Genomic DNA, 23,502 nt, shown 5'->3' on the forward strand with positions numbered 1-23,502 from the left:
CGCGAGGAAGAATGGGCTATTTCCGCCTATTCTTCCTCGCTGTCATGGGAATGGAGCAGCGATCATGGAAAGGTTGTTTTCCGGAAACCTGGCTAAGGGATCCGGTCTTGCGTTCGGCTTCCTCATCTTGATCGTGTGCGTATACGCCAGCATGGCATACGGAGCAACGCCGATCAATTGGACCGACGTGTACCATTCTTTTACGCAGTACGATGTGACTTCAAACGCACAAATTATCGTGCAGACTTCGCGTATGCCGAGAGCATTTACCGCAGCAGTTATCGGAGCAAGTCTGGCCATTGCTGGCTCGCTGATCCAAGGAATGACAAGAAACCCACTTGCCGATCCTAACGTGCTCGGAATAAACTACGGTGCTTCGTTCATGATCGTGTTCGCCGCGTCGCAGTTATCCATCTCCTCGTTGCCGGTACTAACGGGCGTATCCTTTGCTGGTGCCGCATTAGCTGCAATCGCGGTTTACATGCTCGGATCTTTAGGTCGGGATGGCTTAACTCCCCTTAAGATTATTTTGGCGGGAGCCGCATTGAGTGCCCTCTTCTCTTCATTCACGCAGGGAATGCTCGTACTAGACGAAAAGGGCTTGAGCGAGGTGATATTCTGGCTGACTGGATCGGTCGCAGGTAGATCCGTTGAAATGCTCAAAGCCGTGCTACCATTTATGGCCGCGGGATGGATCGGCGCGCTCTGGATTGCCAGACATATGAACGTATTAACGATGGGCGAAGATACGGCGCAAGGGCTCGGGCAACGGACAGTGTTCGTAAAGCTGACAGCTGGTCTAATCATCGTCACGCTGGCTGGTAGCTCTGTTGCGGTTGCAGGTCCAGTCGGCTTCATCGCATTAATTGTGCCTACAATAGCCCGGTTGTTCTCCGGCAATGACTACCGCTGGATCATTCCTTATAGTGCGGTGCTTGGCGCCATTCTCGTTCTCGTGGCGGATATTGCAGCGCGTTTCGTCATCCAACCAGAAGAGCTGCCCGTCGGCATTATGACCGCAATCATTGGCATTCCGGCCTTCATCGCGATCGCCAGAAAGGGGATCGTTGCGAAGTGAAAACCCATATGCACGTTCGATTCGAGAAAATCCCTGTCTCATTTTTCATTCATAAGAAAACATTGAAGCTGACGATCGCGCTTATTGTTGCATCCGTTGTCCTTTTCCTGGTTAGCGCGTCGCTCGGCGATATGCGCATTCATCCTTTGGACGTTATCCGCGCCATGTTCGGGAACGGTACCGATGAGCAGCGACTCGTCGTTCATACTCTTCGCCTTCCTCGAATTGTAGCCGCTTTTCTCGTCGGAGCAGCGCTGGCGGTCGCAGGATCAATCTTGCAAGGAATCATCCGCAACCCACTGGCTTCCCCTGACATTATTGGCATTACGAGCGGTGCTTCCCTTGCTGCGGTTGCATTCATCAGCTATTTGTCAGGGACAGTGAGCATCGTCTGGTTGCCAGTTGCCGCAATCACGGGTGCAGGCATCACATCTATTCTTATCTATCTGCTCGCTTGGAAAAAAGGCGTGACAGCGATCCGACTCGTGCTCGTCGGGATCGGTATTAACTTTCTGCTTGGTTCGATCACCAAAGTAATACTCGTCAAAAACCCAATCTTTACATCGTCGCAGGCCTATGTATGGCTGACGGGTACGGTATACGGCACCGATTGGAGCATCGTAGCGATGATCTTGCCTTGGGTAGCTATCTTTATTCCAATTGCGTTCGTATTCGCCAGGAATGTGAACGTGCTTCAGCTCGGAGACGATATCGCGTCAAGTGCGGGAAGCTCCGTCCAGCGGCAACGCTTCACGCTGCTAATGATCAGCGTCGCCTTGGCAGGAGCCGCAGTATCGGTTGGCGGAGCCATATCGTTCATTGGACTCATCACACCACATATGACACGCAAGCTCGTCGGCCCTTCGTTCGGCGGCATGCTTCCGGTATCGGCCTTAATCGGTGGATTAATCGTCGTCGCGGCGGACACCGTAGCGCGAACGGCATTTTTGCCTTACGACATCCCAGTCGGTGTGTTCACCGCTGGCATCGGCGCCCCTTTCTTCATCTATCTGCTGTATCGCAACCGTAATTCATAATTCCGCGGGGGCTCTTAGTAGCCCTCAGTGCGTTATTTCGACGGGGACGAGCTTTTGCGACGATCTTAGTAGCCCTCAGTGCGTTATTTCGACGGGAACGAGCTTTTGCGACGACCTTAGTAGCACTCAGTGCGTTATTTCGACGGGAACGAGCTTTTGCGACGATCTTAGTAGCCCTCAGTGCGTTATTTCGACGGGGACGAGCTTTTGCGACGATCTTAGTAGCCCTCAGTGCGTTATTTCGACGGGGACGAGTATTTGTGACGATCTTAGTAGCCCTCAGTGCGTTATTTCGACGGGGACGAGCTTTTCCGACGATCTTAGTAGCCCTCAGTGCGTTATTTCGACGGGAACGAGTATTTGCTGACGATCTTAGTAGCCCTCAGTGCGTTATCCCACCAAAAGTGACCGAACTGGCGCCCACCTTACAGTAGCCCACAGGTCCCCCGGGGGCTTATTACCGTTTTCACATCGAATTACTTGAATGTAGCTCTCGCTCTATATAACGTCTAATCTCTTCTACGTCATCCATATTCAAGACGTTTGCCGACATGCCCCGCAGGAACTCTCTATCATAGCGTCCCAGCAAATTCCTCATTGGCTGCACCACTGCTCCGCCAACACTGAATTCATCTAAACCCATGCCAAGCAGCAATGGTGCCGCCAACGGATGAGCCGCCATCTCACCACACATACCTACTCTCTTGCCCTTCTCGTGTGCTGCTGTAATAATATGGTCTATTAAACTTATAACAGCCGGCTGTAAAGGGTCATTCAATTCATTCACATGAGTCGTCATTCTGCTCGCAGCCATTGTGTATTGGATCAGATCATTCGTTCCAATGCTGAAGAAGTCAACCTCGTCTGCTAACCGATTTACCATCAGCGCCGCCGCCGGAACTTCGATCATCATCCCGATTTCCATCGCCTCGTTAAAGGCGATACCTTCTTTCTTCAGCTCGGACTTCATAACTTCCACTTGGACAATTGCCCGTCTCCACTCGTTAAGCGTTGAGATCATCGGAAACAGTAGCTTTACGTTGCCGAAGTGACTTGCTCTCAACACAGCACGAAGCTGCGTTCTGAACAAATCTAAGCGATTCAAGGAAATACGAATACCACGATGGCCGAGGAAAGGATTGTCCTCCTTATCTAGCCTTAATGAAGGAAGCTGTTTATCTCCTCCCACATCCATCGTGCGAATCACAATTGGTGCCCCCTTATCAAAGGTAGTGATAACCGCTCTATAGGCTTCGAATTGTTCATCCTCTGTAGGAAAATCCTCCCTACCTAAAAATAGAAATTCCGTGCGAAATAAACCTACTCCTTCAGCACCGTTCATTCTCGCTGCTTGCGCCTCTGTCAGCGAACCAATGTTGGAGCCGATGATCGGAAGTGAATTTACTTTTTTTTCTACCGTTGTAAGACAGCCGTAGTCCTCTGTTGCTCTGCTTTGCTTATCCTTTTCTATGTAGTGCTTATATTCATTAGACAGCATTTTATGCGTACCTGTCGTTAATGTGCCGTTCGTCCCATTTAACAGCAGCCATTGCCCATCTTGAATACTAAGCAGTTTACCTCCCATTCCAACAACAGCAGGTATTCCCATCGAACGAGTAATAATAGCCGCATGCGAAGTCGCCCCCCCTGTAGCTGTTACAAGGCCCGCTACCGCCTTTGGATGAAGCCGCACTGCTTCTGAGGGGGTAAGATCCTCACAAATTAAGATCAATCCCTCTTTGTCTACAATGGCTTCCAAAGGCTCACTTTCTCCCCGTAGCTCCCGAACGATTCTTCGACATACATCTTCGATATCCATCGCTCTTTCTTCTAGGTATTCATCCCCTAGACGTTGGATCCCTTTCATGATTTCCTTCGTCGTTTCTTCGATCGCGGTCTGAGCTGTATACAATAAGCGTTCGATTTTATCTCTGGAGACAGCGATCAATGCATCGTCCTTCAAGAGAAGCAGCTGTACTTCTAAGATTTCAGCTTCATCACTCCGTGCTTCAGCTAACAACCGCAACCGAATTTCATTTAAGTCATTGTAGGCATGCTCGACCGCCATGTCGAAATGTCTCAGCTCAGAAGGGACCAATGATGGCTTAATCGTCGTCGTTTCCTGCGGCAGCCTTACTGCAGTCCGAATAGTAAATGCCTGACCAAATGCAACTCCCTCGGATGCTGTTATCCCTTTCATCTGCATGCTTCTGACCTCCAAGGGAATTTATGCACCTCTCCATTACCTCTACCCATTGTTTAACAATTGAATTTAATGATTGGAGCTTAATATAACACCAATGGCCTCTATCGCAAGCTCACATTGGTCTCCTTCAGCTACAACAGTAATCTCGTCCCCACACTTCGCACCGATTGAGATCATCATGACTAGACTTTTCGCGTTGAACCGTTTACCCTCCTTCACCAAATGGATTTCGCAAGGATATCCAGCAGCTGCATTGACGATTTTACCTGCGGGGCGTGCATGAATGCCCGTCGAGTTCATAACCGTGTAGGTTCTCTGCAAACAAATGCACTCCTATAATATTGATTTAATCTGGTCCTTCAGCTTCTCCGCTTCCATACCGAAGATTGCCTGAATGGAACCTTTACCTAAGCGAATGACCCCTGCTGCTCCCAAGGCTTTCAGCCTCCAGTCATCCACGAGATTTTCGTTATGTACAATTAGCCGCAGACGCGTGATGCAGGCATCAATACTTTTAATGTTGTCTACCCCTCCAAGCGCCTCCGCAACCAGTTGGGCGTTATTTGCCTGTTTATCAGCTCGTTCAGTGGCTGTTTTCTCTTGCTTCCCATTCTCCTGCTCTCGACCCGGAGTCATTAGATTAAATTTTACGATCATAGTCCGAAAAAGGAAATAATAAACAACAGCAAATAACAATCCCAGCGGGATGATTAGTAGTGGCTTCGTAGCTAAGGGGTAATTAATGGCGTAATCGATGAATCCTGCTGAGAAACCAAAGCCGTGCTTAATTCCTATTTCAGCAACAATAAACGCGCTTAGGCCCGTAAGGATAGCATGTGCAACATACAATATAGGAGCCACAAACATAAAGGCGAATTCAAGCGGCTCAGTAATACCTGTCAGGAATGAAGCCAACGCTGCACTTAGAAATATAGATGAGATCAGCTTTCTTTTTTCTCGTTTGGCTGTATGTACGATGGCCAGTGCAGCTGCCGGTAGCGCAAACATCATAATCGGGAAAAAACCGGTCATAAACAGACCTGCATCGGGGTCTCCCGCAAAGAACCGATTGATATCCCCTCGATAAACTTGGCCAGAAACATCAGTAAAGGTGCCAATCTGGAACCATGCAATGCTATTCAGCACATGATGCAAGCCAAATGGGATGAGTAGCCTGTTAGCAATCGTATAGATTAAAGCACCAATCCCGCCTAAGCCAGTAACCCATTGTCCGAAATCATTCAGAACAACCTGGATAGGACCCCATATCAAGCCTAGGCCAACAGAAATGAACACCATCGAGAATGAGGTGATGATGGGAACGAACCTTTTGCCTGAGAAAAAACCAAGCCAATCTGGAAGCTTTATCTGATAATATTTCTTATAGAAGAATGAGGCGACAATACCTGCTATAATGCCCCCCATCACACCCATATTTTGTTTCGCATCCAATACCGACCAGTTCGAAAAAACGGTAGAGACTTCAACAAACACATAATTTAATATTAGGTGAGCAATAACAGCAGCTAGCGCCGCAACCGCATCTCCTCCGACACCTATCCCGATACTGATCGCAAAAATGAGCGGAAGATTGTCAAAGATCGCAGACCCTCCAGCATCTAGGAATGGAGCAATGAAGTCATTTAACCATCTACCGAACTCTCCGAAGTGGAAGTCATTCTCGTAATCAATTTTGCCGAACCGGAGCAGGATAGAAGCCGCTGGTAGAACAGCAACGGGTAACATAAGGGATCTTCCGATTTTTTGCAGGAAAGCGAACATACTTGAATCTCTCCTCCGCTCAACTGACTTATTTCAGTACAATGCGGAATACATCGGGCTCCGCCATGTGAACCTCGCGATACTCGCATTCTACGTAATCGATAAGTCTCTCTCCGATGGCAGTAATAAGAACAAAAGCTGGATAACCCGCCTTACGGATGTTGTGGAGATCAAATTTCATAATAACCTGTCCTTCCAAAAGGGTGTCGCCAGCTTTCACCAGCACGAGGAAGCCTTCACCCTTCAGATCGACAGTGTCAATTCCAATATGAATCAGAAACTGCAAGCCAGTTGAGTGCTCGATCACTAAGGCATGCTTCGTATCGATAACATGGGTCACTTTACCAGAAATGGGCGCAACGACATACCCATCCGATGGATCAATGGCCACCCCTTCTCCCATGAACCCACGTGAGAAAACTTCATCCTTCACCTCACGGAGCGGAATTAACCGTCCTGAAACAGGTGCCGCTACAGCAACAGAGTGGGACACTCCGAGCATGCGACTAAGCCTTTTTTGGAACATCCGATTCACCCCTCACTCTCTTTCAGTTGATAACTTAACCTGAAACAGGCGGTGCAAATGGATAGCCATATATCCGATTTCGTCATCCGAGATTGCAACGTCCAATTCTTCTTTAATCAACTCTGCTATTTCTGTGGCAAGAGCAAATAATTGGGGATGATGCACCTTTATTTCCGCTGCCAATGGATTACTAACATGGTGACCCAATAATAGCCGTTCAAACGCCCCACGAAGATGCGTAATTAGCCTCACATATTCGCTGCCCTTCCGCGGCAGACAAGATCCTCTTCTCTGTTCGATATGCTCAACGATGCGATTTAGCAGTCCCGTCATCCTCACCAGCTGTCCAACCGATACCTTTCCCAGACAGGAATGAACATGAAGCGCAAGAAAACCGACTTCATCTTCAGGAACGGAAATACCGAATCGCTCACTGATAATAGCAGCGGCCCTAGAAGCAATCTCATATTCTAACGGGAAGCTCATCTGGGTCTCATGAAGAAATGGGTTATTGATTTCCATCCCATTCTTCAATCTGTACAAGGCAAATTGAATGTGGTTAGGCAGCGCAAAATAAACCTTAGGCTGTACAGGAGTACCCATCTGTTCCTTGACGTTCTCTATTATCTGCTCAGAAATCTGTATAACCTCTGGATCTATGTTCTCGATCAGCTCTTGAAACTGGCTGATGGGATGCTCCTCATCCAATCGGTAGCGCTTCTCAATCCGAGGATCTTCGATACTGATCCAATCGCTCCCTTTGGAGGCAAACCCAATACCTTTGCCAAACAGAACGTACTCCTTGGATGTGGTGGGATCAAGAGTTAGAACGACATTATTACCAACCACACGATCAATTTGCAGTAACCCTTTCCTGGTCAAACCCATCCCTCCTGAAGAGTATAAATTCTACATAGCCCTTTGTTAAATGCCATGTTCCAGTGGGTTAAAAGAAGAAAAGCCGAAAATACCGACTAAATCGCAGTCGAGTATCCCCGGCTCATGCCTAGTAAACTAGTAACACGCCTTATTATTAAATATATGATATTCTAAATTGCATAATCCTGTCAATGTAATCGCTTACCAACCGTATTAAATTTGAGTTTGTTTGTTATTGACATCTTTATTTGCACGATGTATGCTGATCTCAGCCAAATAGGTAAGGCAACATAACGTGTAACCGCAAGGGCATGAGTTATGTAAGCAGTTATTATGCTTACACAACTCATGCCCTTTTTGCGTTGTTCACGATAGGGGATCTTACTTGACAGGCAATAGAGATTGAAAAGGAGATCATGAACGATGACTATGAAAAAAACGTTAGTGTACGGAATGGTATTCGTATTGTTGATGTCGCTTATGGCTTGCGGCAGCAACAACAAAAAATCAGAGGAGTCTTCACCACCTGCGACCACGAGCGTCACTCCGTCTGCTGAGCCAAGTGATTCTGTTGTGGAGAAAACTGGCCTGACCGGTGAGTTTGAAATTCAATACTTCGTTGGTGGATATGGCGATGCTTGGTGGAAAGAAGTTATAGCGGCATTCCAGAAGGCCAACCCTGAGCTTAAGATCAAGGAATCTGCTGGCCCTAAGATCAATGAGCAAATGAAGCCTCGTTGGATTCAAGGCACTCCTCCGGATGTCGTATACATCGATGGTGCGGGATCTAATGAACGTCAAATGATTGACGACGGACAGCTGCTCGACCTTACTGAATTTCTGAAGACGACAACTAACGTTGATGGCGATAAATTGACAGACATCCTCATTGCGCAGCCAACTGCTTATGAAGGTGGCAAGAACTTCACGCTTCCACTTGTATTCGGTTCATGGGGTATTTTCTACGATAAGGCGTTCTTCCAGAAAAATGGCTGGACCGCTCCTAGCAACTGGAGTGAATTTATCGAAACTAGCGAGAAAATCAAAGCATCCGGTATCCCTTCCCTCATTCATACCGGCGTTTATCCTTACTACATTAATGGCGGATTACTCGATTCGGCTATCGTAGCTGCTAATGGCGGCGACGGCTCTATCTTGACGAAACAAGCTAATCTAGAAGCAGGCAGCTTCTCCGGTGATGCTGTGAAAAAAGCGTTGGGTCAAATTGTAGAGCTTGTCGACAAGCAATTGATCGATAAAGGATCTGTGTCTTTGAATCATACAGATTCGCAAGCACAATGGCTGCAACACAAAGCAGCATTCATTCCAAACGGCTTATGGTTGGAAAATGAGATGAAGAAGGATATTCCAGTTGGCTTCGAATTCGGCTTCATTCCTTCGGTTGCCCAAGATGCGGGCAAGAACAACATCGTCATTCCTTACACAAACACGATAGCAATCGCTAAAGATGCTAAAAACCCAGAAGCTGCGAAAGCGTTCCTTGAATTCGCGTTCACTAAAGCTAATGCTGTACGTTGGGCAGAGCTGACAGGTGCACTTATGAACATTAAGGCGGATCTGAGCTCCTCTTCCGCAAGCGGCGTCGTCAAAGATGCAATGGCATTCTTCAACTCTGACAAGACAACTGTTGCTCCTGTCGCAGTTTTGAATGCAGACGTAGAAAAAGTGAAGCAAGATGCAACGGTCGCCTTAACGATCGGTAAAATCAATGCGGACGAATGGATCAAACGTCTAGAAGACGCAGCCGCAAAAGCACGTAAATAATTTTGCCATTATTCATTTCACGACTTGTCAGATAGAAACCAAGCAGCCAATAGGGGAATGCCTGCAAAACTAATGGCTCTCTCCCCTATTGGCTGTCTGATTCAACGACAGGATAAAGGAAGGTAAACGCGATGTCGCAACAAACTAGAAGAAACGCATTTATTGCGGTTTTCCTGCTCCCCACCTTTTTGTTTTTCTGCCTATTCGCTCTCTACCCCATCGCAAAGGGAATTCATATCTCCTTATTCGATTGGTCAGGCAGCTCGAAAAACAAGCATTTCATCGGCTTGGATAACTTTCGTGAATTGTTCAACGATCCGATTATTTGGACTGCGATTAAGAATGACTATTTTCTTGTCGTCGGCAAGGTCATTGGTATTATGCTGCTGGCAACCTTCTTCGCAATTGCCGTCACTCGTTTGAGGGCTGCGGGAAGTGGTTTTTACCGGTCCATTTTCTTTATCCCGAACATCATATCCGTTGTCGTTATAGGTGTGTTGTGGAGGTACGTTTATAATCCGAATTTGGGTTTTCTAAACTCCTTTTTATCCTTATTCAGTAAGGAGCCGGTCCAGCTTACATGGCTCGGAACCGAGAATCTGGCTATGTGGTCGCTGTTGTGGCCTTCGATCTGGGCGGGTATTGGCTTCTATATGATTCTGCTAATTGCTGCGATATTAAGCATTCCAGCAGAGCTGTACGAAGCTGCTGATTTGGATGGTGCTTCTCAATCCAAGCAATTCTGGTCAATGACCCTGCCTCTCATCTGGGGTCAGATTAAGATCAGCATTCTGCATGTCGTTATGACCACCTTAAATGGCTCATTTATTATCGTCTGGATCATGACCGAAGGAGGCCCCGACAATTCCACTCAGGTTATGGGATCTTATTTGTATCAGATGGGCTTCCGCCAATATCACATGGGATATGCAGCCGCAATCGGTGTGTTGATCCTCACGGTTTCTCTTATTACTACACTGATCCTTCAGCTCCTGCTGAATAGGGATACGACCGAAATGGCTTGAGGAGTGAAAATGTCGAAATGATCTTACACAAACAAAATCTGTTCGGCCGCATCATTACGAATGCAGTCCTGTACTTATGGACTGCAGCGGTTTTGTATCCTCTATTATGGACATTGCTAGCTTCTTTGAAGGATAACCCACAATTTTTACTTAAGGAGCCTTGGACGTTACCAGAATTTCCATTGCTCTGGTCTAACTTCACCTATGTATGGAGTAAATACGGTTTTGGCAGCTTTTTCTTAAATTCGACTATCGTAACCTTATCCAGTATTTTTCTTTCCGTGTTTCTCGCCGCAACCTCGTCTTATGTATTGGCCAGATTTGCCTTCAAAGCAGGACAGGTGATGTATTACCTCTATTTATCAGCTATGATGATCCCGATGATATTGGGTTTGATCCCGCTATTTTTCCTTTTGAACGATATGGGCTTAATCAACACGCTGTTAGGTCTAGTTATCGTCTATACCGCCAGCGCTCTCCCCTTTGGAATATTCGTACTCGTTAGTTTTTTCAAAATGCTGCCTAAAGAACTGGAAGAAGCGGCGTACATTGACGGTGCCGGATACTCGCGAACATTCTTTTCAGTTATGCTACCGCTTGCCCGATCCGGCTTAATATCAGTGGGGATCATGAACGGATTAAATATCTGGAACGAGTATATTATGGGAACTGTATTTATTAATGATCCGAAGCTATATACACTTCCCGTAGGCATCGCAGTCATGCAGACAGAGATGCAGTACCGTACAGAATGGGGACCACTGTTTGCAGGCTTGCTGCTCTCCATCATCCCGGTTATCATCATTTATTTCATCTTCCAAAGGCAGATCGCCGAAGGTGTAACCGCTGGCGCGGTGAAGTAACGGGCTTGTTCCCTCTGTATGAGTTTAAAAATTAGATTTACTGAGGTTTTTGTAACGAAGAATAGAAGTTTATTAATTGACTTTACTCAACTCACCCTTACAAACAATACGATCTCATACAAATAAGAAAAACCGTCAGGTTCATCCTGACGGTCTTTTTGGGTTTTAAGGATGTCCGAGACTTTGTACTCTTGGCCTATTATGCATGAAGGCGATTCTGTACGAAATATCCTCTATATCCGAAATATCCGATGAGCATACGGAGTTCTCCAACTTATTCTTTCTGATAGTCTGAGAAAGTCAAGTTGATTTGCACGATTTCGGAACGACTACCGATACGGATAGGCGGGCCCCAGAAGCCGAATCCCGAAGTGACAACAGAGTGAAAGGAGCCTTTTTGCAGGTGACCCCAATCATTCTCATAAATAGCGCGTGTGATCAGATGAGCCGGCGCAATCTGTCCACGATGTGTATGTCCGGAAACCATCAGATCAACCCCATTTTCCTTCGCAATATCCAGATCGTAAGGCTGATGGTCCAATAATAATATAGGCTGTTTGTGATCCACACCATCCATTAAGCCTTTAAGTTCGGAACGATCAGCCTCTGTCCGATCCTTCCGTCCTATCAGAGTCAGCTTATCCTCAACCGTAATTACCTCATCGTACAGCACACGCATGTGGCTCCGTTCAAGTGCTTCTATTAGCTCTTCCATCCGGCCATCGAATTTATCATGATTACCAAGCGAAGCGTACACGCCATAAGGTGCTTCAATATCACCAATAATGGTATCGATTCCCTTCTTCAGGTAAACATCCAGATTGTCATCAATAATATCTCCAGGATACAGCACGATGTCAGGCTGAAGCGCCTTAATTTCCTTCACTATGCGCTTAGCATGAGTCACGCCAGAGAGCATACCGAAGTGCATATCAGCTGCCATTACAATGTTTAGCCTTTCCATTCCTTCAACCTGCTTGTCGATATGGATATTGTAGACACGAACGACCGGACTGTATGCCTGGAATGAACCGTAGCCAATCAAAGAAATCAAGATTATCAACGTCAGTGAGCCAGCCCAATTATGAATGCGAGGACGTGGTAGCTTCGTAAACCGCAGCAGCCAGACACTTAACTGAACGAGCGGCAATAACATAATCAGCAAACAGAAAATAGCCAGCCAATACGAGCCGACAACATTAAAGAGCGCGACATTACTGAATATCCGCCCCCAAACAAAAGAGGAAGAAAGAACAATTAATGCGAGGATATACCAAATTCTAAATCTTGCTGACACCTTTGGCTTAATCCAACTCCATCCGCTCCAGCCTATATAAAAGACAAGAAGACTATAAAATACAAAAACGCCAATTCCAATTAGGATAAACATGTTCCTACTCCCCTCTATGTATGATTTACATGTGATATAGCTAGGCAACCACTAAGAATAGTAACTTACGACGTTCTTAATAGACCATCTATGTTTGTACGTCTTTGTGGGTGTAGGGGTTCCACACCATGCATAAGAAATCATCAATTTGCCTATCCGAATCGATATGGCATCCGCTTTTGCGATGTTGAAAAAGGCGTTGGAGCAGGTAAATTACACCTGAACCAACGCCTTTTTGGGGCTGTCTCACAGCTTGGAGTTAAGCCTTTAAGAAAACCGTTTTAATTGAAGTGAAGAACTCGATGGCTGCCTGTCCTTGCTCTCTTGAATGAGAGCTGGATTGCTTCATTCCGCCGAATGGAGCTTGCAGCTCGACACCTGCTGTCTCAGCATTAATGCGGACTAAGCCTGCATCCATATCTGAGATAAAAGTAAGGATATTAGCGATGTTTTGCGTGTAAATAGAGGCACTTAGCCCATACTCTACGTCATTTGCAAGCGCTACTGCTTCCTTCAAATCTTCAAAAGGTAACAGCGCAAGCACTGGCCCAAAGATTTCTTCTTTGGCAATCGTCATATCCGTTGTGACATTGTCGAATACGGTTGGCTGCACGTAATATCCGTTTTTCAGCTCTTCGTCGTCGGCAGATACGCTTCCTCCGAAAAGAAGGCTCGCTCCTTCAGCGACTCCCTTGTTGATGTAGGAAAGCACGGTATCACGCTGCTTTTCGCTCGCGCAAGGCCCCATCCACGTTGTGGAATCATTCCCGTTACCCAGCTTCAGCTGCTTCACTTGATCCAACAGCTTCGTGCGGAACACATCATAAACCGAGGAATGTACAAGAACCCTGCTCGTTGCCGTACATTTCTGTCCAGTTGATTTCAATCCGCCGCTAATAGCCGCTTCTACAGCAAGATCAAGGTTAGCATCAGCAGCTACGATAAGTGGGTTTTTACCGCCCATTTCCAACTGATACTTCGCTCCACGGGAAAGAGCTGCTTGTCCGATCTGTTTCCCAACTCGATTGGATCCTGTGAAGGTGATGCCTTGAATATTAGGATGATTTGCAATGCCGCCACCGATTACTGCGCCGTCACCTGTGACCATGTTAACTACACCCGCTGGAAGACCTGCATCTTCAAAGCAAGCTAGAAGCTTGGCAGCAGTAATGGACGTTTCAAGAGCTGGCTTGATCACTACAGTATTACCGTATACAAGTGCCGGTGCCATTTTCCACACAGGAATCGCAACGGGGAAATTCCAAGGCGTTATTACGCCTACAACTCCCAGAGGCACTCGAGTAGTGAACATCATCGCTTCACTGTCAGTCGAAGGAATAACGTCGCCTATCTTACGCATACCTTCTCCCGCATAATAACGAAGGATAGCTACGCCACGAGTTGTTTCGCCTTTACATTCAGGAAGGGTTTTACCCATCTCGAGCATCATTGTTGTTGCTATATCTTCAAGACGTGCCTCCAACAAATTGGCCACCTTGAACAGATAATCGCCACGGGCTGCGCCCGATAGCTTTCTCCATGATTCTTTGGCACGATTAGCTGCACTTACCGCAAGGTCAAGATCCGCTTCATTGGAATCCTGCACATATCCCACTATCTCATTCGAGTTAGCTGGATTTATGCTTCCCGTTACTTTTCCAGTTACGGAGGAGCTCCATTTGCCGTCAATAAAGTTTAGATACGTTTGCTCTATAGTCATTTCTCTATTCACTCCATCCCTTAGGTTATTGCATTTGCATTAATCCGCAGAAGGGACTCCTAGCCCTTCGGCAAACTTGCCGGATTGAATGGCAGAAGAATTATTCCGCTCCAGTACTTGAAGACCCAGATGAGCTCTGCGTACTTTTTCCTTACATTGGGAAATAGCCAGATCTCTGTTATGAGCGCCTGCCGGATACACACTTGTTGCGTTACGCAATCCGAATTTCAAGTAAACTGGTGAAGCGATTCTGACGATTTCCGGAATTTCATAGTTACGGATAAACCCGCCCATATCATCCGGTGATTCAATATATAGATCAATCGGAGCATCAACAACTGTACGAATCGAAGCTAGATGCGGAAGTGTGATGTCTCCAGGTAGATTCAAGGTAGTGCCACCAAGCTCAGTAATAATTCTTGCATTAACCGGGTTCGTTGGACTCATCAATGCTGAAATCTTAACGACCAAATTAGAAGGAAGCTGGCCTTTGATTTTAGCTTGATCGATAAGCCATACTAATCCTTCATCAGCTACAAGAACACTACGGATACCTAGATCGGCTGCGCGAAATATTTCTTCTAAGCCGTATAACAGTTGATCCATTCCGGCATGACGTCCACCGAGAAGCTTACCGTTGCTGCTAAGAGACATCGCACCGATATCAAAGCCCATACGAGGTCCAACGAAGAGACAAACCTCTAATCCTTCGGCAATTCCCATTTGCACCATATCGCGAATTTCCGAATCCGTTAACAGCATAATACCGCTACCTTGGGATACGCGATTGATTGTTAGTCCATATTTCTTGGATTCTGCGATAACACTTTCTAGAATCGCAGGACCTTCCACAGAAGGAATCTCCACTCGATAGTGCGCTCCGTCTTCAAATCTTTTTTCACTTGTAGGGAGCTGATACAGTTCTTTCTCCGGTAGACCAAGACTAGCCGCAAAGGCTTGAGCTTTATTCATCGTTGTTTCCCCCTCGAATCATTCAAAGCGAATGATTGTTTTCGATTAACCTCTTCCGACGGTTGGTTCTATAAAAATAACTTCTTCTTTGGTTTTTGGACGAAGGAAATCGAGATCGCAGCCTTCATCAGCTTGTAAGACATGGTCCGTATGCAGCTTCATAAAACCACGCTTATGCAAGCGAACAGGCGCCCAATCCTTCATTCTCTCGTTTATTTCCGTTTCGGTAAGCTCTACATTAAGCGTGCTTTCCTCAAGGTTTACCTCAATCCAATCCCCGGTTCGTATGGCAGCGATCGGTCCTCCGAGCTGTGCTTCCGGTGAAACATGTAGAATATTCGTGCCGTAGCTTGTTCCACTCATTCGAGCGTCACTAATTCTTACCATGTCTCGCACACCTTGCTTGAGTAGCTTTTTCGGAATCGGCAATGCTCCCCATTCCGGCATTCCTTCCCCAACAGGACCACAGTTTCGGAGAACCAGTATCGATGTCTCGTCCACTTCTAACTCTTCGCTATCTATTATTTCATGCATTTCTTCATAGCTATCGAATACGATCGCTTTACCTCTATGTTTCCCGTTAATAAAGGAGCTAGCTGCTCGCTTAAGAATCGCACCAGAAGGTGCCAGATTCCCGGTTAACACAGCAATGCCAGCTTCTGTTTTGTAGGGCTCGTCCACAGAGTAAATAATATCATCACGGAAAGACTCATAATGGCGATATGACTCTTCAAGCGTAGTTCCTAATGCACTAAGACAGGTCGCATCCAGCTCTGGCAGCAGCTTATTGATTACAGAACCAAGTCCGCCTGCCTCGAAGAAATCATCCATGCTGTGCTCTCCGCTTGGCTGGAGATTAACCAAAATTGGAACGTTCGCAGAAAGTTCTTCATATCTCTTCAAAGGAATACTAATCCCGAGACGACCTGCGATTGCAGTCAAATGGATTACCGCATTGGTAGAGCCCCCAAGTGCAGCAAGTAGCTTAATAGCATTATCGAACGCGGCTTCCGTCATCAGACGAGATGGAGTCAAGCCTTCCTTCACCATCGAGACAATTCGTTTGCCCGTTTCTTCTGCAGCCCATTTACGGCTTGCATGCGTAGCAGGAATAGTCGATGTGTTAGGAAGCATCATTCCGAGAACTTCAGAAACGCATTTCATCGTAGAAGAGGTTCCCATAACGGGACATCCCCCCTGCGTGCACGAAATACATTTCTCTAGTTCTTTCCATTCTTCTTCCGACATAAGTCCGGCGTTGTAATCATCCATCAGCTTCCAAAGATCCGTACCATAATTAACTTTCTTCCCGCGAAAAGACCCAGAAGCTCGATGCCCAGCAGCAAGCTGCAGCGTAGGAATGTTACTACTGGCTGCACCCATTAGCTGAGCAGGAGTTGTCTTGTCGCATTCGCAAAGCATTACAGCGCCGTCAATAGGCAATGCCCGAATGGTTTCCTCGACATCCATCGCCATCAAGTTGCGATAGGGTAGATCCGAGGGCTTCATAAAGTCAGCAGGTGTCGTAATCGTGTGCATCTCAAGCGGATACCCGCCAGCTAGCAGCACACCACGCTTAACAAACTCGACTAATTCTTTATGAGGCGCATTACAGCTATTTAAATCACTCCATGAGTTAAAAATACCAATGATCGGCTTACCTACGAATGATTCCGGAACATGTCCATTTGCCCTCATCGCAGACAGATGCTGGAATCGAGTTTCTTTGGATGGATGTTGAAACCATCGATCACTGCGCAAAGACATGTTCAAACCACCTCTTCAATCCGAATTCGTGTTGTCGTTTTTACTTGCTCTCCAGGCTGGAGAACGCGGAAACCCGTCAGCTCCTCCGGAAGCTGCAAATTAGGCGCATTCGTGATCCAAGTATAAGGCTCTGGACAAAGATAGCCCTGTTTAGAATCATGATTGTAAATAACCCAATGTTTAAACTGCTCGTCAGCACTGTACACAACACGAATACTGGAATTCAAATCTGTCAGTACTGCTTCATTCACTCCGGTCTTAGCTGTCTGGAACGCATCGTCCAGAGCGTGCCCAACAAGGCTTTTGCCCTGGCGAAGCTGTTCCAAGTAAGGGATATCAACAAGCTCACCAGTCGGCAAGAAGCGTTCGTCCAGAACCCACTGCTTATCCGCATTAAGCGCAAATTGGCACAGCGCTAGATCCCCGGAAGCACTAAATGGATAATTAAAGGTCGTGTGATACCCAAGTCCCCAAGGAAATGGAATGGTATCCCGATTACGGATTGTAGCTTCGATAGTCAGCGTTGACTTCTCCAAGATATATTCCATATGAACGGTAAAAGGATGAGGAAATTGAGCCATAATCTCTTCGTGCTCATCTGAATGAATGAACGTCTTTACTACGATTCGATTTCCTTCATCCTCTGCCCGTAGAAGCTTCCATGGCGCGTCGAACAGTAAACCATGGGTATGATTGTGTTCTGCAGGATCGTTGATGTTAAAGGAATACTTCTTTCCATTAAACTCAAAATTTCCATCAGCAATACGATTTGGAGGAAAGAGAATCGGCATACCATACATAAAAGGATCTGCCTTGTACAACTCCTGGCTTTCCGGAAAGCGTAGCAATTCAAGATCTTTGCCTAATACTCGCAAAGACAATAAATTGCTACCCCATGCCGGCACCAGAGTGAATTCAAGCTCCTCATTCTGCACTCTTATCGCAGCTTCCCCGTAAAGTTCAAACTGTTCGATTGCCATTTAGCCTGCCTCCTTAGCTAAAATGCTTTTTCATCTCAGCAAGGCTAGGCAATTCAAGGATATCATTCAGCAATGCACGAGCTTGTTTTTCGGAACGAGTCCAAGGATCCATCATAATTAATTGAACGAGGTCGTCGAAGCTTCCACTGTCGTAGGCTTGAAGCTCAAGCTCAACTGGAGCAACACGATCGCGAAGTGCAAAGTTAATTAACGGCTTAGGCAAGCCTTTTGTTTTAATGCCTTGAACACCAATTGCGCTAACGTAGCAAGGGATTTCTACTTGGAAATCGTTAGGAATGCCTGGTACGTAGTTGCTGTCATTCAATATATTAAGAATCATCACTCTAGGCACATCGCATGCTATCGCTTCGATGAATGGAATCATCGGCTCGGAAGAATGCACCGGCGGGAAGCTATCCATAACGGCTTCAGCTGTATTTTCGGAAACCTTCTGAATTTTCTCTACGCCCGCTGCTCCTCCTGCGAAGTAAAGATCACGCCACCAAGCCTGTGGATCTTCCTTATAGAGCAGTTCTGTCTCTTCATCTGCGTGGTGCCATGCAGGCCATGAGCCGCCGCCTGGATTTCCTGTATCGCCGATTGGGAATACGCCGAATTTCTTGTAAAGATCAATAGCTTTCGGTCCTAACCAGTCGCAAGTACCGCATGTCTCGATATAAGCAGCCGATTTCTCTTCAATCCAACGATCCAGAATTGGGAATGCATCTTCCCCTTTGTAACGGAACTCAGTCAACCAGATAAAATGGTTAACACCTGGAATCTCATAAGTGATGTGGTTCGGGTCAAGACCAATAACTTCAGCGACCGCTTTAACTCCATTGGAGCCGTGACAGAAGCCAGCTAGCTTAGCTTGTGGATACTTGCGCTGCAAGTAAGTTACGCCAGCCATAACTGGGTTGGACACAAGCATGTACCAAGCATCTGGACAGATCTCGAGAATTTCTTTCATAACGGATTCCATTAGACGAAGTTGATCGAAGTTAATCCAGAATCCTTCGTCATGCATAACATGAAGGCTTCCGCCAAAGCGATAGCCGTGCTTCTGAGCAATATCCCATCCATCTTTCAGACGTTGATGTCCTCCAACAAGCGCAGCAAGCACAACAAAGTCAGCACCTTGTAGAGATTCTCTGCGATCTGTCGTTTTTTCCAGAACCAAATTAATATTGGCTTCTTTCGCATAACGTACGCAAAGGGAATAAGAGCTTTCCAATCTTTGCTCATCGATATCCATAAAGCTGACTACGCTACCTTCAAGAGAAGGCGTTAGACAGATATCTTTGATTAGACTTAAGGAAAACATAGCAGAGCCTGCTCCGATAATACTGATTTTAGGCATGGGGGTATACCTCCATATGATGTAAGATTATTTTTGATTAAAAATCGTTTTGATAAAAACTCTTGATGATTAAGTCTCGTCGTTAAATGGCAGCAGATGCTGCCCCGTCAATTGCCAGGTGAGAGCCACTAACTACGATAGATTCATCCGAAGCTAGGAAGAGCACCGCATACGCAACCTCGCGCGTCGTTGCCATTCTTCCGAGTGGCTGCTGTTGCTTGATGATAGGATACAGCTTGTCCATTCCTCCCATACTGTCGGCGAGCTTAACGTTCATATCCGTCTCGACCCAGCCTGGAGCAATGGAATTACAGCGAATACCCTTCTCTGTGTAGGAAACAGCAATTTCCTTCGTCAAACCGATAATACCCGCTTTGGAAGCGGAATAAGCAGTATAACCAGGCTCCGTTAAATTAGCCATTACGGAAGACGTATTAATAATGGAACCACCATTTGCCTTGAGCATTTCGGGAATCGCTTTTTTGCACATAAGGAACATTGATTTTAAGTTGACCTGAAGCACTTGATCCCATGTTTCTTCTGCGTAATCTAATATATCGCCGACGGGCATAATGCCCGCGTTATTAAATAGGATATCAAGTTTGCCGTACGTGCTAACTGCGAGTGCCACTGCTTCTTCCGCAGTCTTCATCAGACCGACGCTTCCGCACACGACTTCACAGCTACCGCCTAGCTCGCGAATTTCCGCGGCGACCTCGTTTAATTTGTCCTCACTTATGTCGACCAGTATAAGATTGGCGCCTTCTTCGGCAAAGAGTAAAGCTGTTCCTTTGCCAATTCCAGATGCCGCTCCTGTGATGATAGCTGTTTTAGAGGAAAGACGACCTTGCTTTGTACTCATGTGATGACATCCTTTCGCTCCCTAATACGGTTTGGTTTATTTAACTGCCCCGATTGTCAGACCTTTACGAATGTAACCTTGGAAAATAATATAGATGGCCATCGGTGGTACTGAAGCAAGCAATAGTCCTGACAGTAGCAACGGATAATCCGAGCTGAACCTGTTGAGCACAGTTGCTACAGCAACGGTTACTGTTTTCAGGTTATCGGACTGCAGGTAGATTAGTGGGGTTAACAAATCGTTCCACCAATTCGTCGCATTAAAGATCGATACTGTAACGACACCCGGCAAGCTCATAGGCAGAATGACTTTGAACATTGCCTGATAATATTTAGCGCCATCCATTTTAATCGCTTCAAGCACTTCATCGGGCATCGAGCGCATCAATGAAGTGAGTAGGAAAACTGTACTTGGAACAGCCGAGACAGACCAGATGATGACGACAGAAATGATATGGTCTGTCCAACCGATCTTAGACATTAACAGGTAGTTAGGAATAATAAACGTGATACCTGGGATTGTCATCGTAGCAATCATAACAACGTAAAATCCGTTACGAAATTTGAACTTCAGTTTTGCAAAAGCGTATGCTGCCGGAATAGAAAGGGCTAGAGAAGCAACCAAGCTCAACCCGACGTACAAGATCGTATTACCAAATAAGCGAACTAGAGAAAACCGATAAAACAACGCTTGGTAATTGTCAAAATACCATGTTTTAGGTAGCGCCATCGGGTGTTTAATATACTCAATTGTAGGCTTCATGCTGCTAATCGCCATGTAGAACAAGGGATACATGGCCACAAAGGCGATTATAGCGAGAACGATAAAGATCAAAAACCTAATCATTCTTCTAGAGGCTGTATTCATAATGTCCTCCTATTGCTCCAATCGCTTGGATATTTTCAACTGAATATAGGTAATAAACATAACAATAAAGAACAAGAATACTGAAAGTGCACTAGCATAACCCATGTTGCCGCTTCTGAAGGCTTGAATATAAATCATATAATCGATTGGCGTTGTTTCGTAGCCTGGACCACCGCCTGTAATCGAGAAAACAAGTCCAAACAGCCCGACAAATACATAGATGACATTGACGATCGTAAAATAAAATATAGCTGGATATAAAGATGGGATAACGATATACATCAATCGCTGCCTCCATGTTGTTCCATCTATTTTCGCAGCATCGAATAATTCATTAGAGATTGAGGAAAGCCCTGACAAAAAGATCAGTGTGCCTTGACCCAACGTCTGCCAGTAGAAGCAAAGAATCAAAATCATAAATTCTGTCGGGACTGTGTTAAGCCAATCCACTGTAAATGCACCTAAGCCGGCATTTTCCAGGAAGGTATTCACGATACCTCTGTTAGTAAACATTGATTTCGCCAAAAAACCGATAACTACCGAGGAGAGAATGGCAGGCAAATAATAGACGGAACGAAATAAGCGCCAGCCTGGAACCTCTTCATGCAGCAGTACCGATACAGTAAGTGAAATCAGCAAAATACCCGGAACGGATAATAGAAAGATTAGATTGTTTCGCAGCATGAGCGGCAGATCACCATTGCTCATTATGTTCTTGAAGTTGTCCCAGCCGATAAATGTAGAATTTACCCCATCCCAATCAGTAAAGCTATGAAAGAACGTGTTGAACATGGGATAACCTACAAATACAGCCAATAACACAAAAGCCGGCAGCAAGGAGAACAAACCAATTCTTCGTTCTTGCTTTAGACCCATTCCTATATCCCTCCTTGCCTTTTGTTAAAAGCGACCTCCCTAATAGGGAGGTCATCTTTTGAAAGCTTATTTATTTTTCAGAAGTGAATCACGTTTCTGATCTATTTTCTTCATGAATTCTTCTGCAGTCATTTTACCGCTGGAAACAAGGGATTGAAGAGACATCATTTCGCTTGTCAGCTCAGCTGGGTAAACATTATCCGGCCAGAAGATCGTGCTTGGCTCATTAGCCATATCTTGCATTTCTTTTACTAAAGGATCAGATACGTATTCGTTAACATCAACATCGTTAACTACAGTAATACGAGCTTCACCAGACTTGATTTTGTTGATTTGCTCTTCCTTGCTCATGAGGAACTTGATGAAATCAGCAGTTTCTTTCTTGTGATCAGAGTAGTTCGTCATTACAAGTGCCGCGCCAACTCCACCAGGACCACCATTGTGGATTTTTACATCTTCGCTGAAGTCAGGAATTTTCATAAAGCCAACTTCATCGCCCATTTCTTTTGCGAAGGTCAAGATGTCAGAATTTGCTCCTACAGTCATGCTCAGTTGTCCTTGAATAAACAATTGACGAACGGAATCATCTGCAATAACCAAATTTTTCTCGAACAGCTCGCGCCAGCCCTTCATGATATCTACTAGCTTAGGATCGGAGAAGTTCGTTTCACCTTTAACCAAGCTGTCAAGACCTGGGATATCCACCGTTTGTGCAATCCAGTAGTCTGGCACGTGGAGGAAGCTGTCTTTGAATAGTCCAAGCGGAGTAATAGATTTTGTTTTAACTTTCTCGAGCATAGCTACGAATTCTTGGAAATTCTTAGGGCGTTGAGCAACTGGGTCAATCCCTGCATCAGCAAAGATTTTCTTGTTGTACGCTAGAAGAAAAGTTCCGTCTGTTGCGAATGGAACACCATAAGCTTTGCCTTCTGCAGTAAAGTCTTCTGTTGTTGCGCTCCAGCCAACGATTCTGTTTCTTTCTTCGCTTGTAAAGTAGCTATCCATTGGCTCCAAAAATTGCTTAAAGCGGAGCATGTACGAACCGGACCAAAGTACAGTCAGATCTGGACCATTTTTTGCAATGCTAGCCGTTTGGAATTTTGCAAACAGCTCGTCCCCAGAAGGTACGTCTTGCACATCAATTTTCACATTTGGATTTGCTGCTTCAAAACGCTTAACTGCTTGAGAAATATAAAATTCTTCCTTTTTCTTGGCCTTATTATTCTCATCAATGGTTGCAAACCCGGAGTTCCAGAAAACAATATTGACTTTCTTCTCTCCATTGCTACCTGTAGAAGCGCTTTCATTTGCGTTCTTCGAACACGCGCTGAGCATTAATGCAAGTACCATAATTACAGCAACACTTAAAACAGACCATCTTCTCATTCTCATGGAAAACTTCCCTCTTTTCTTTAGTTGTTGTCTTGCTACCTAGTATAGAAGCTTTCCACATGTAGATGAATGTCCTAAGTCAACCATTTAATTTATCATTTTATATCCACGACCAAATTTACTTATCATTTTTTA

At 45.7% G+C, this 23,502-nt stretch carries 20 protein-coding genes; 5 read left to right on the top strand and 15 right to left on the bottom strand.

Annotated features, from left to right (window positions below):
* The first annotated feature begins 64 nt into the window (after window positions 1–64).
* On the top strand, window positions 65–1,078 hold the full coding sequence (locus KCTCHS21_RS25815) for a FecCD family ABC transporter permease (protein ID WP_130614828.1): 1,014 nt from the start codon (window positions 65–67) through the stop codon (window positions 1,076–1,078).
* Window positions 1,075–2,115, top strand: a complete 1,041-nt coding sequence (locus KCTCHS21_RS25820; RefSeq protein WP_408621741.1) for a FecCD family ABC transporter permease — start codon at window positions 1,075–1,077, stop codon at window positions 2,113–2,115. Before KCTCHS21_RS25815 ends, KCTCHS21_RS25820 begins: the two co-directional genes overlap by 4 nt.
* Before the next feature lie 466 nt (window positions 2,116–2,581).
* Here KCTCHS21_RS25820 and ptsP read toward each other — a convergent pair whose 3' ends face one another.
* The 5 genes from ptsP to KCTCHS21_RS25845 all read right to left on the bottom strand — a co-directional run bounded on the left by ptsP (window position 2,582) and on the right by KCTCHS21_RS25845 (window position 7,517).
* Entirely contained in the window at window positions 2,582–4,321 is a 1,740-nt protein-coding gene (ptsP, locus tag KCTCHS21_RS25825) for a phosphoenolpyruvate--protein phosphotransferase (RefSeq protein ID WP_130614830.1), read from the bottom strand.
* A gap of 66 nt (window positions 4,322–4,387) precedes the next feature.
* The gene (locus tag KCTCHS21_RS25830) at window positions 4,388–4,642 is read right to left on the bottom strand and encodes an HPr family phosphocarrier protein (protein ID WP_130614832.1); all 255 of its coding nucleotides are present in this window, start codon (window positions 4,640–4,642) and stop codon (window positions 4,388–4,390) included.
* A gap of 12 nt (window positions 4,643–4,654) precedes the next feature.
* On the bottom strand, window positions 4,655–6,103 hold the full coding sequence (locus KCTCHS21_RS25835; protein WP_130614834.1) for a PTS transporter subunit EIIC: 1,449 nt from the start codon (window positions 6,101–6,103) through the stop codon (window positions 4,655–4,657).
* A gap of 28 nt (window positions 6,104–6,131) precedes the next feature.
* Entirely contained in the window at window positions 6,132–6,629 is a 498-nt protein-coding gene (locus tag KCTCHS21_RS25840) for a PTS sugar transporter subunit IIA (protein WP_232057964.1), read from the bottom strand.
* 12 nt (window positions 6,630–6,641) lie between these two features.
* Entirely contained in the window at window positions 6,642–7,517 is an 876-nt protein-coding gene (locus tag KCTCHS21_RS25845) for a BglG family transcription antiterminator (protein ID WP_130614836.1), read from the bottom strand.
* A 414-nt stretch (window positions 7,518–7,931) separates the two neighbouring features.
* On the opposite strand from KCTCHS21_RS25845, the gene KCTCHS21_RS25850 reads away from it, so the two are divergent.
* The 3 genes from KCTCHS21_RS25850 (at window position 7,932) to KCTCHS21_RS25860 (ending at window position 11,181) form a co-directional block, all read left to right on the top strand.
* Window positions 7,932–9,293 carry an extracellular solute-binding protein gene (locus KCTCHS21_RS25850; protein ID WP_130614838.1) on the top strand — a complete coding sequence of 454 codons (1,362 nt, stop codon included), beginning with the start codon at window positions 7,932–7,934 and terminating at the stop codon, window positions 9,291–9,293.
* A gap of 131 nt (window positions 9,294–9,424) precedes the next feature.
* A complete protein-coding gene (locus KCTCHS21_RS25855; protein ID WP_130614841.1) occupies window positions 9,425–10,318 on the top strand; it encodes a carbohydrate ABC transporter permease in 894 nt (297 codons plus the stop codon).
* A gap of 17 nt (window positions 10,319–10,335) precedes the next feature.
* Complete coding sequence (locus KCTCHS21_RS25860) at window positions 10,336–11,181, top strand: carbohydrate ABC transporter permease (protein WP_130614843.1); 846 nt, start codon at window positions 10,336–10,338, stop codon at window positions 11,179–11,181.
* A 274-nt stretch (window positions 11,182–11,455) separates the two neighbouring features.
* Here the strand turns inward: KCTCHS21_RS25860 and KCTCHS21_RS25865 are convergent, their stop codons facing one another.
* The 10 genes from KCTCHS21_RS25865 to KCTCHS21_RS25910 form a co-directional block, all read right to left on the bottom strand.
* Window positions 11,456–12,571: a metallophosphoesterase gene (locus KCTCHS21_RS25865; protein WP_130614845.1), complete on the bottom strand. Its 1,116-nt coding sequence runs from the start codon at window positions 12,569–12,571 to the stop codon at window positions 11,456–11,458.
* A gap of 259 nt (window positions 12,572–12,830) precedes the next feature.
* Window positions 12,831–14,291, bottom strand: coding sequence for an alpha-ketoglutaric semialdehyde dehydrogenase GucD (gene gucD, locus KCTCHS21_RS25870; RefSeq protein ID WP_130614847.1), 1,461 nt, complete (start codon window positions 14,289–14,291; stop codon window positions 12,831–12,833).
* Window positions 14,292–14,330: 39 nt separating this feature from the next.
* A complete protein-coding gene (locus KCTCHS21_RS25875; protein WP_130614849.1) occupies window positions 14,331–15,263 on the bottom strand; it encodes a hypothetical protein in 933 nt (310 codons plus the stop codon).
* A 45-nt stretch (window positions 15,264–15,308) separates the two neighbouring features.
* Window positions 15,309–17,030 carry a dihydroxy-acid dehydratase gene (locus tag KCTCHS21_RS25880; protein WP_130614851.1) on the bottom strand — a complete coding sequence of 574 codons (1,722 nt, stop codon included), beginning with the start codon at window positions 17,028–17,030 and terminating at the stop codon, window positions 15,309–15,311.
* Between the two features lie 2 nt (window positions 17,031–17,032).
* A complete protein-coding gene (locus KCTCHS21_RS25885; RefSeq protein ID WP_130614853.1) occupies window positions 17,033–18,010 on the bottom strand; it encodes an aldose 1-epimerase in 978 nt (325 codons plus the stop codon).
* Window positions 18,011–18,023: 13 nt separating this feature from the next.
* Window positions 18,024–19,370: a family 4 glycosyl hydrolase gene (locus KCTCHS21_RS25890; protein WP_130614855.1), complete on the bottom strand. Its 1,347-nt coding sequence runs from the start codon at window positions 19,368–19,370 to the stop codon at window positions 18,024–18,026.
* An 82-nt stretch (window positions 19,371–19,452) separates the two neighbouring features.
* Complete coding sequence (locus tag KCTCHS21_RS25895) at window positions 19,453–20,232, bottom strand: SDR family NAD(P)-dependent oxidoreductase (protein WP_130614858.1); 780 nt, start codon at window positions 20,230–20,232, stop codon at window positions 19,453–19,455.
* Between the two features lie 36 nt (window positions 20,233–20,268).
* Window positions 20,269–21,099: a carbohydrate ABC transporter permease gene (locus KCTCHS21_RS25900; protein WP_130614860.1), complete on the bottom strand. Its 831-nt coding sequence runs from the start codon at window positions 21,097–21,099 to the stop codon at window positions 20,269–20,271.
* Window positions 21,100–21,108: 9 nt separating this feature from the next.
* Window positions 21,109–21,975: a carbohydrate ABC transporter permease gene (locus KCTCHS21_RS25905; protein WP_130614862.1), complete on the bottom strand. Its 867-nt coding sequence runs from the start codon at window positions 21,973–21,975 to the stop codon at window positions 21,109–21,111.
* Window positions 21,976–22,041: 66 nt separating this feature from the next.
* The gene (locus KCTCHS21_RS25910; RefSeq protein WP_162309385.1) at window positions 22,042–23,361 is read right to left on the bottom strand and encodes an ABC transporter substrate-binding protein; all 1,320 of its coding nucleotides are present in this window, start codon (window positions 23,359–23,361) and stop codon (window positions 22,042–22,044) included.
* Window positions 23,362–23,502: the final 141 nt, after the last annotated feature.

It is taken from the genome of Cohnella abietis, assembly GCF_004295585.1.
GTDB lineage: Bacteria > Bacillota > Bacilli > Paenibacillales > Paenibacillaceae > Cohnella > Cohnella abietis.

What these genes read in the sequence shown, in the direction of transcription:
- KCTCHS21_RS25815 (WP_130614828.1), top strand. Translation starts at nt 65, where the DNA reads ATGGAAAGGTTGTTTTCCGGAAACCTGGCTAAGGGATCCGGTCTTGCG.
- ptsP (WP_130614830.1), bottom strand. Translation starts at nt 4,321, where the DNA reads ATGCAGATGAAAGGGATAACAGCATCCGAGGGAGTTGCATTTGGTCAG.
- KCTCHS21_RS25835 (WP_130614834.1), bottom strand. Translation starts at nt 6,103, where the DNA reads ATGTTCGCTTTCCTGCAAAAAATCGGAAGATCCCTTATGTTACCCGTT.
- KCTCHS21_RS25840 (WP_232057964.1), bottom strand. Translation starts at nt 6,629, where the DNA reads ATGTTCCAAAAAAGGCTTAGTCGCATGCTCGGAGTGTCCCACTCTGTT.
- KCTCHS21_RS25845 (WP_130614836.1), bottom strand. Translation starts at nt 7,517, where the DNA reads ATGGGTTTGACCAGGAAAGGGTTACTGCAAATTGATCGTGTGGTTGGT.
- KCTCHS21_RS25850 (WP_130614838.1), top strand. Translation starts at nt 7,932, where the DNA reads ATGACTATGAAAAAAACGTTAGTGTACGGAATGGTATTCGTATTGTTG.
- KCTCHS21_RS25855 (WP_130614841.1), top strand. Translation starts at nt 9,425, where the DNA reads ATGTCGCAACAAACTAGAAGAAACGCATTTATTGCGGTTTTCCTGCTC.
- KCTCHS21_RS25860 (WP_130614843.1), top strand. Translation starts at nt 10,336, where the DNA reads ATGATCTTACACAAACAAAATCTGTTCGGCCGCATCATTACGAATGCA.
- KCTCHS21_RS25865 (WP_130614845.1), bottom strand. Translation starts at nt 12,571, where the DNA reads ATGTTTATCCTAATTGGAATTGGCGTTTTTGTATTTTATAGTCTTCTT.
- gucD (WP_130614847.1), bottom strand. Translation starts at nt 14,291, where the DNA reads ATGACTATAGAGCAAACGTATCTAAACTTTATTGACGGCAAATGGAGC.
- KCTCHS21_RS25875 (WP_130614849.1), bottom strand. Translation starts at nt 15,263, where the DNA reads ATGAATAAAGCTCAAGCCTTTGCGGCTAGTCTTGGTCTACCGGAGAAA.
- KCTCHS21_RS25880 (WP_130614851.1), bottom strand. Translation starts at nt 17,030, where the DNA reads ATGTCTTTGCGCAGTGATCGATGGTTTCAACATCCATCCAAAGAAACT.
- KCTCHS21_RS25885 (WP_130614853.1), bottom strand. Translation starts at nt 18,010, where the DNA reads ATGGCAATCGAACAGTTTGAACTTTACGGGGAAGCTGCGATAAGAGTG.
- KCTCHS21_RS25890 (WP_130614855.1), bottom strand. Translation starts at nt 19,370, where the DNA reads ATGCCTAAAATCAGTATTATCGGAGCAGGCTCTGCTATGTTTTCCTTA.
- KCTCHS21_RS25895 (WP_130614858.1), bottom strand. Translation starts at nt 20,232, where the DNA reads ATGAGTACAAAGCAAGGTCGTCTTTCCTCTAAAACAGCTATCATCACA.
- KCTCHS21_RS25900 (WP_130614860.1), bottom strand. Translation starts at nt 21,099, where the DNA reads ATGAATACAGCCTCTAGAAGAATGATTAGGTTTTTGATCTTTATCGTT.
- KCTCHS21_RS25905 (WP_130614862.1), bottom strand. Translation starts at nt 21,975, where the DNA reads ATGGGTCTAAAGCAAGAACGAAGAATTGGTTTGTTCTCCTTGCTGCCG.
- KCTCHS21_RS25910 (WP_162309385.1), bottom strand. Translation starts at nt 23,361, where the DNA reads ATGAGAAGATGGTCTGTTTTAAGTGTTGCTGTAATTATGGTACTTGCA.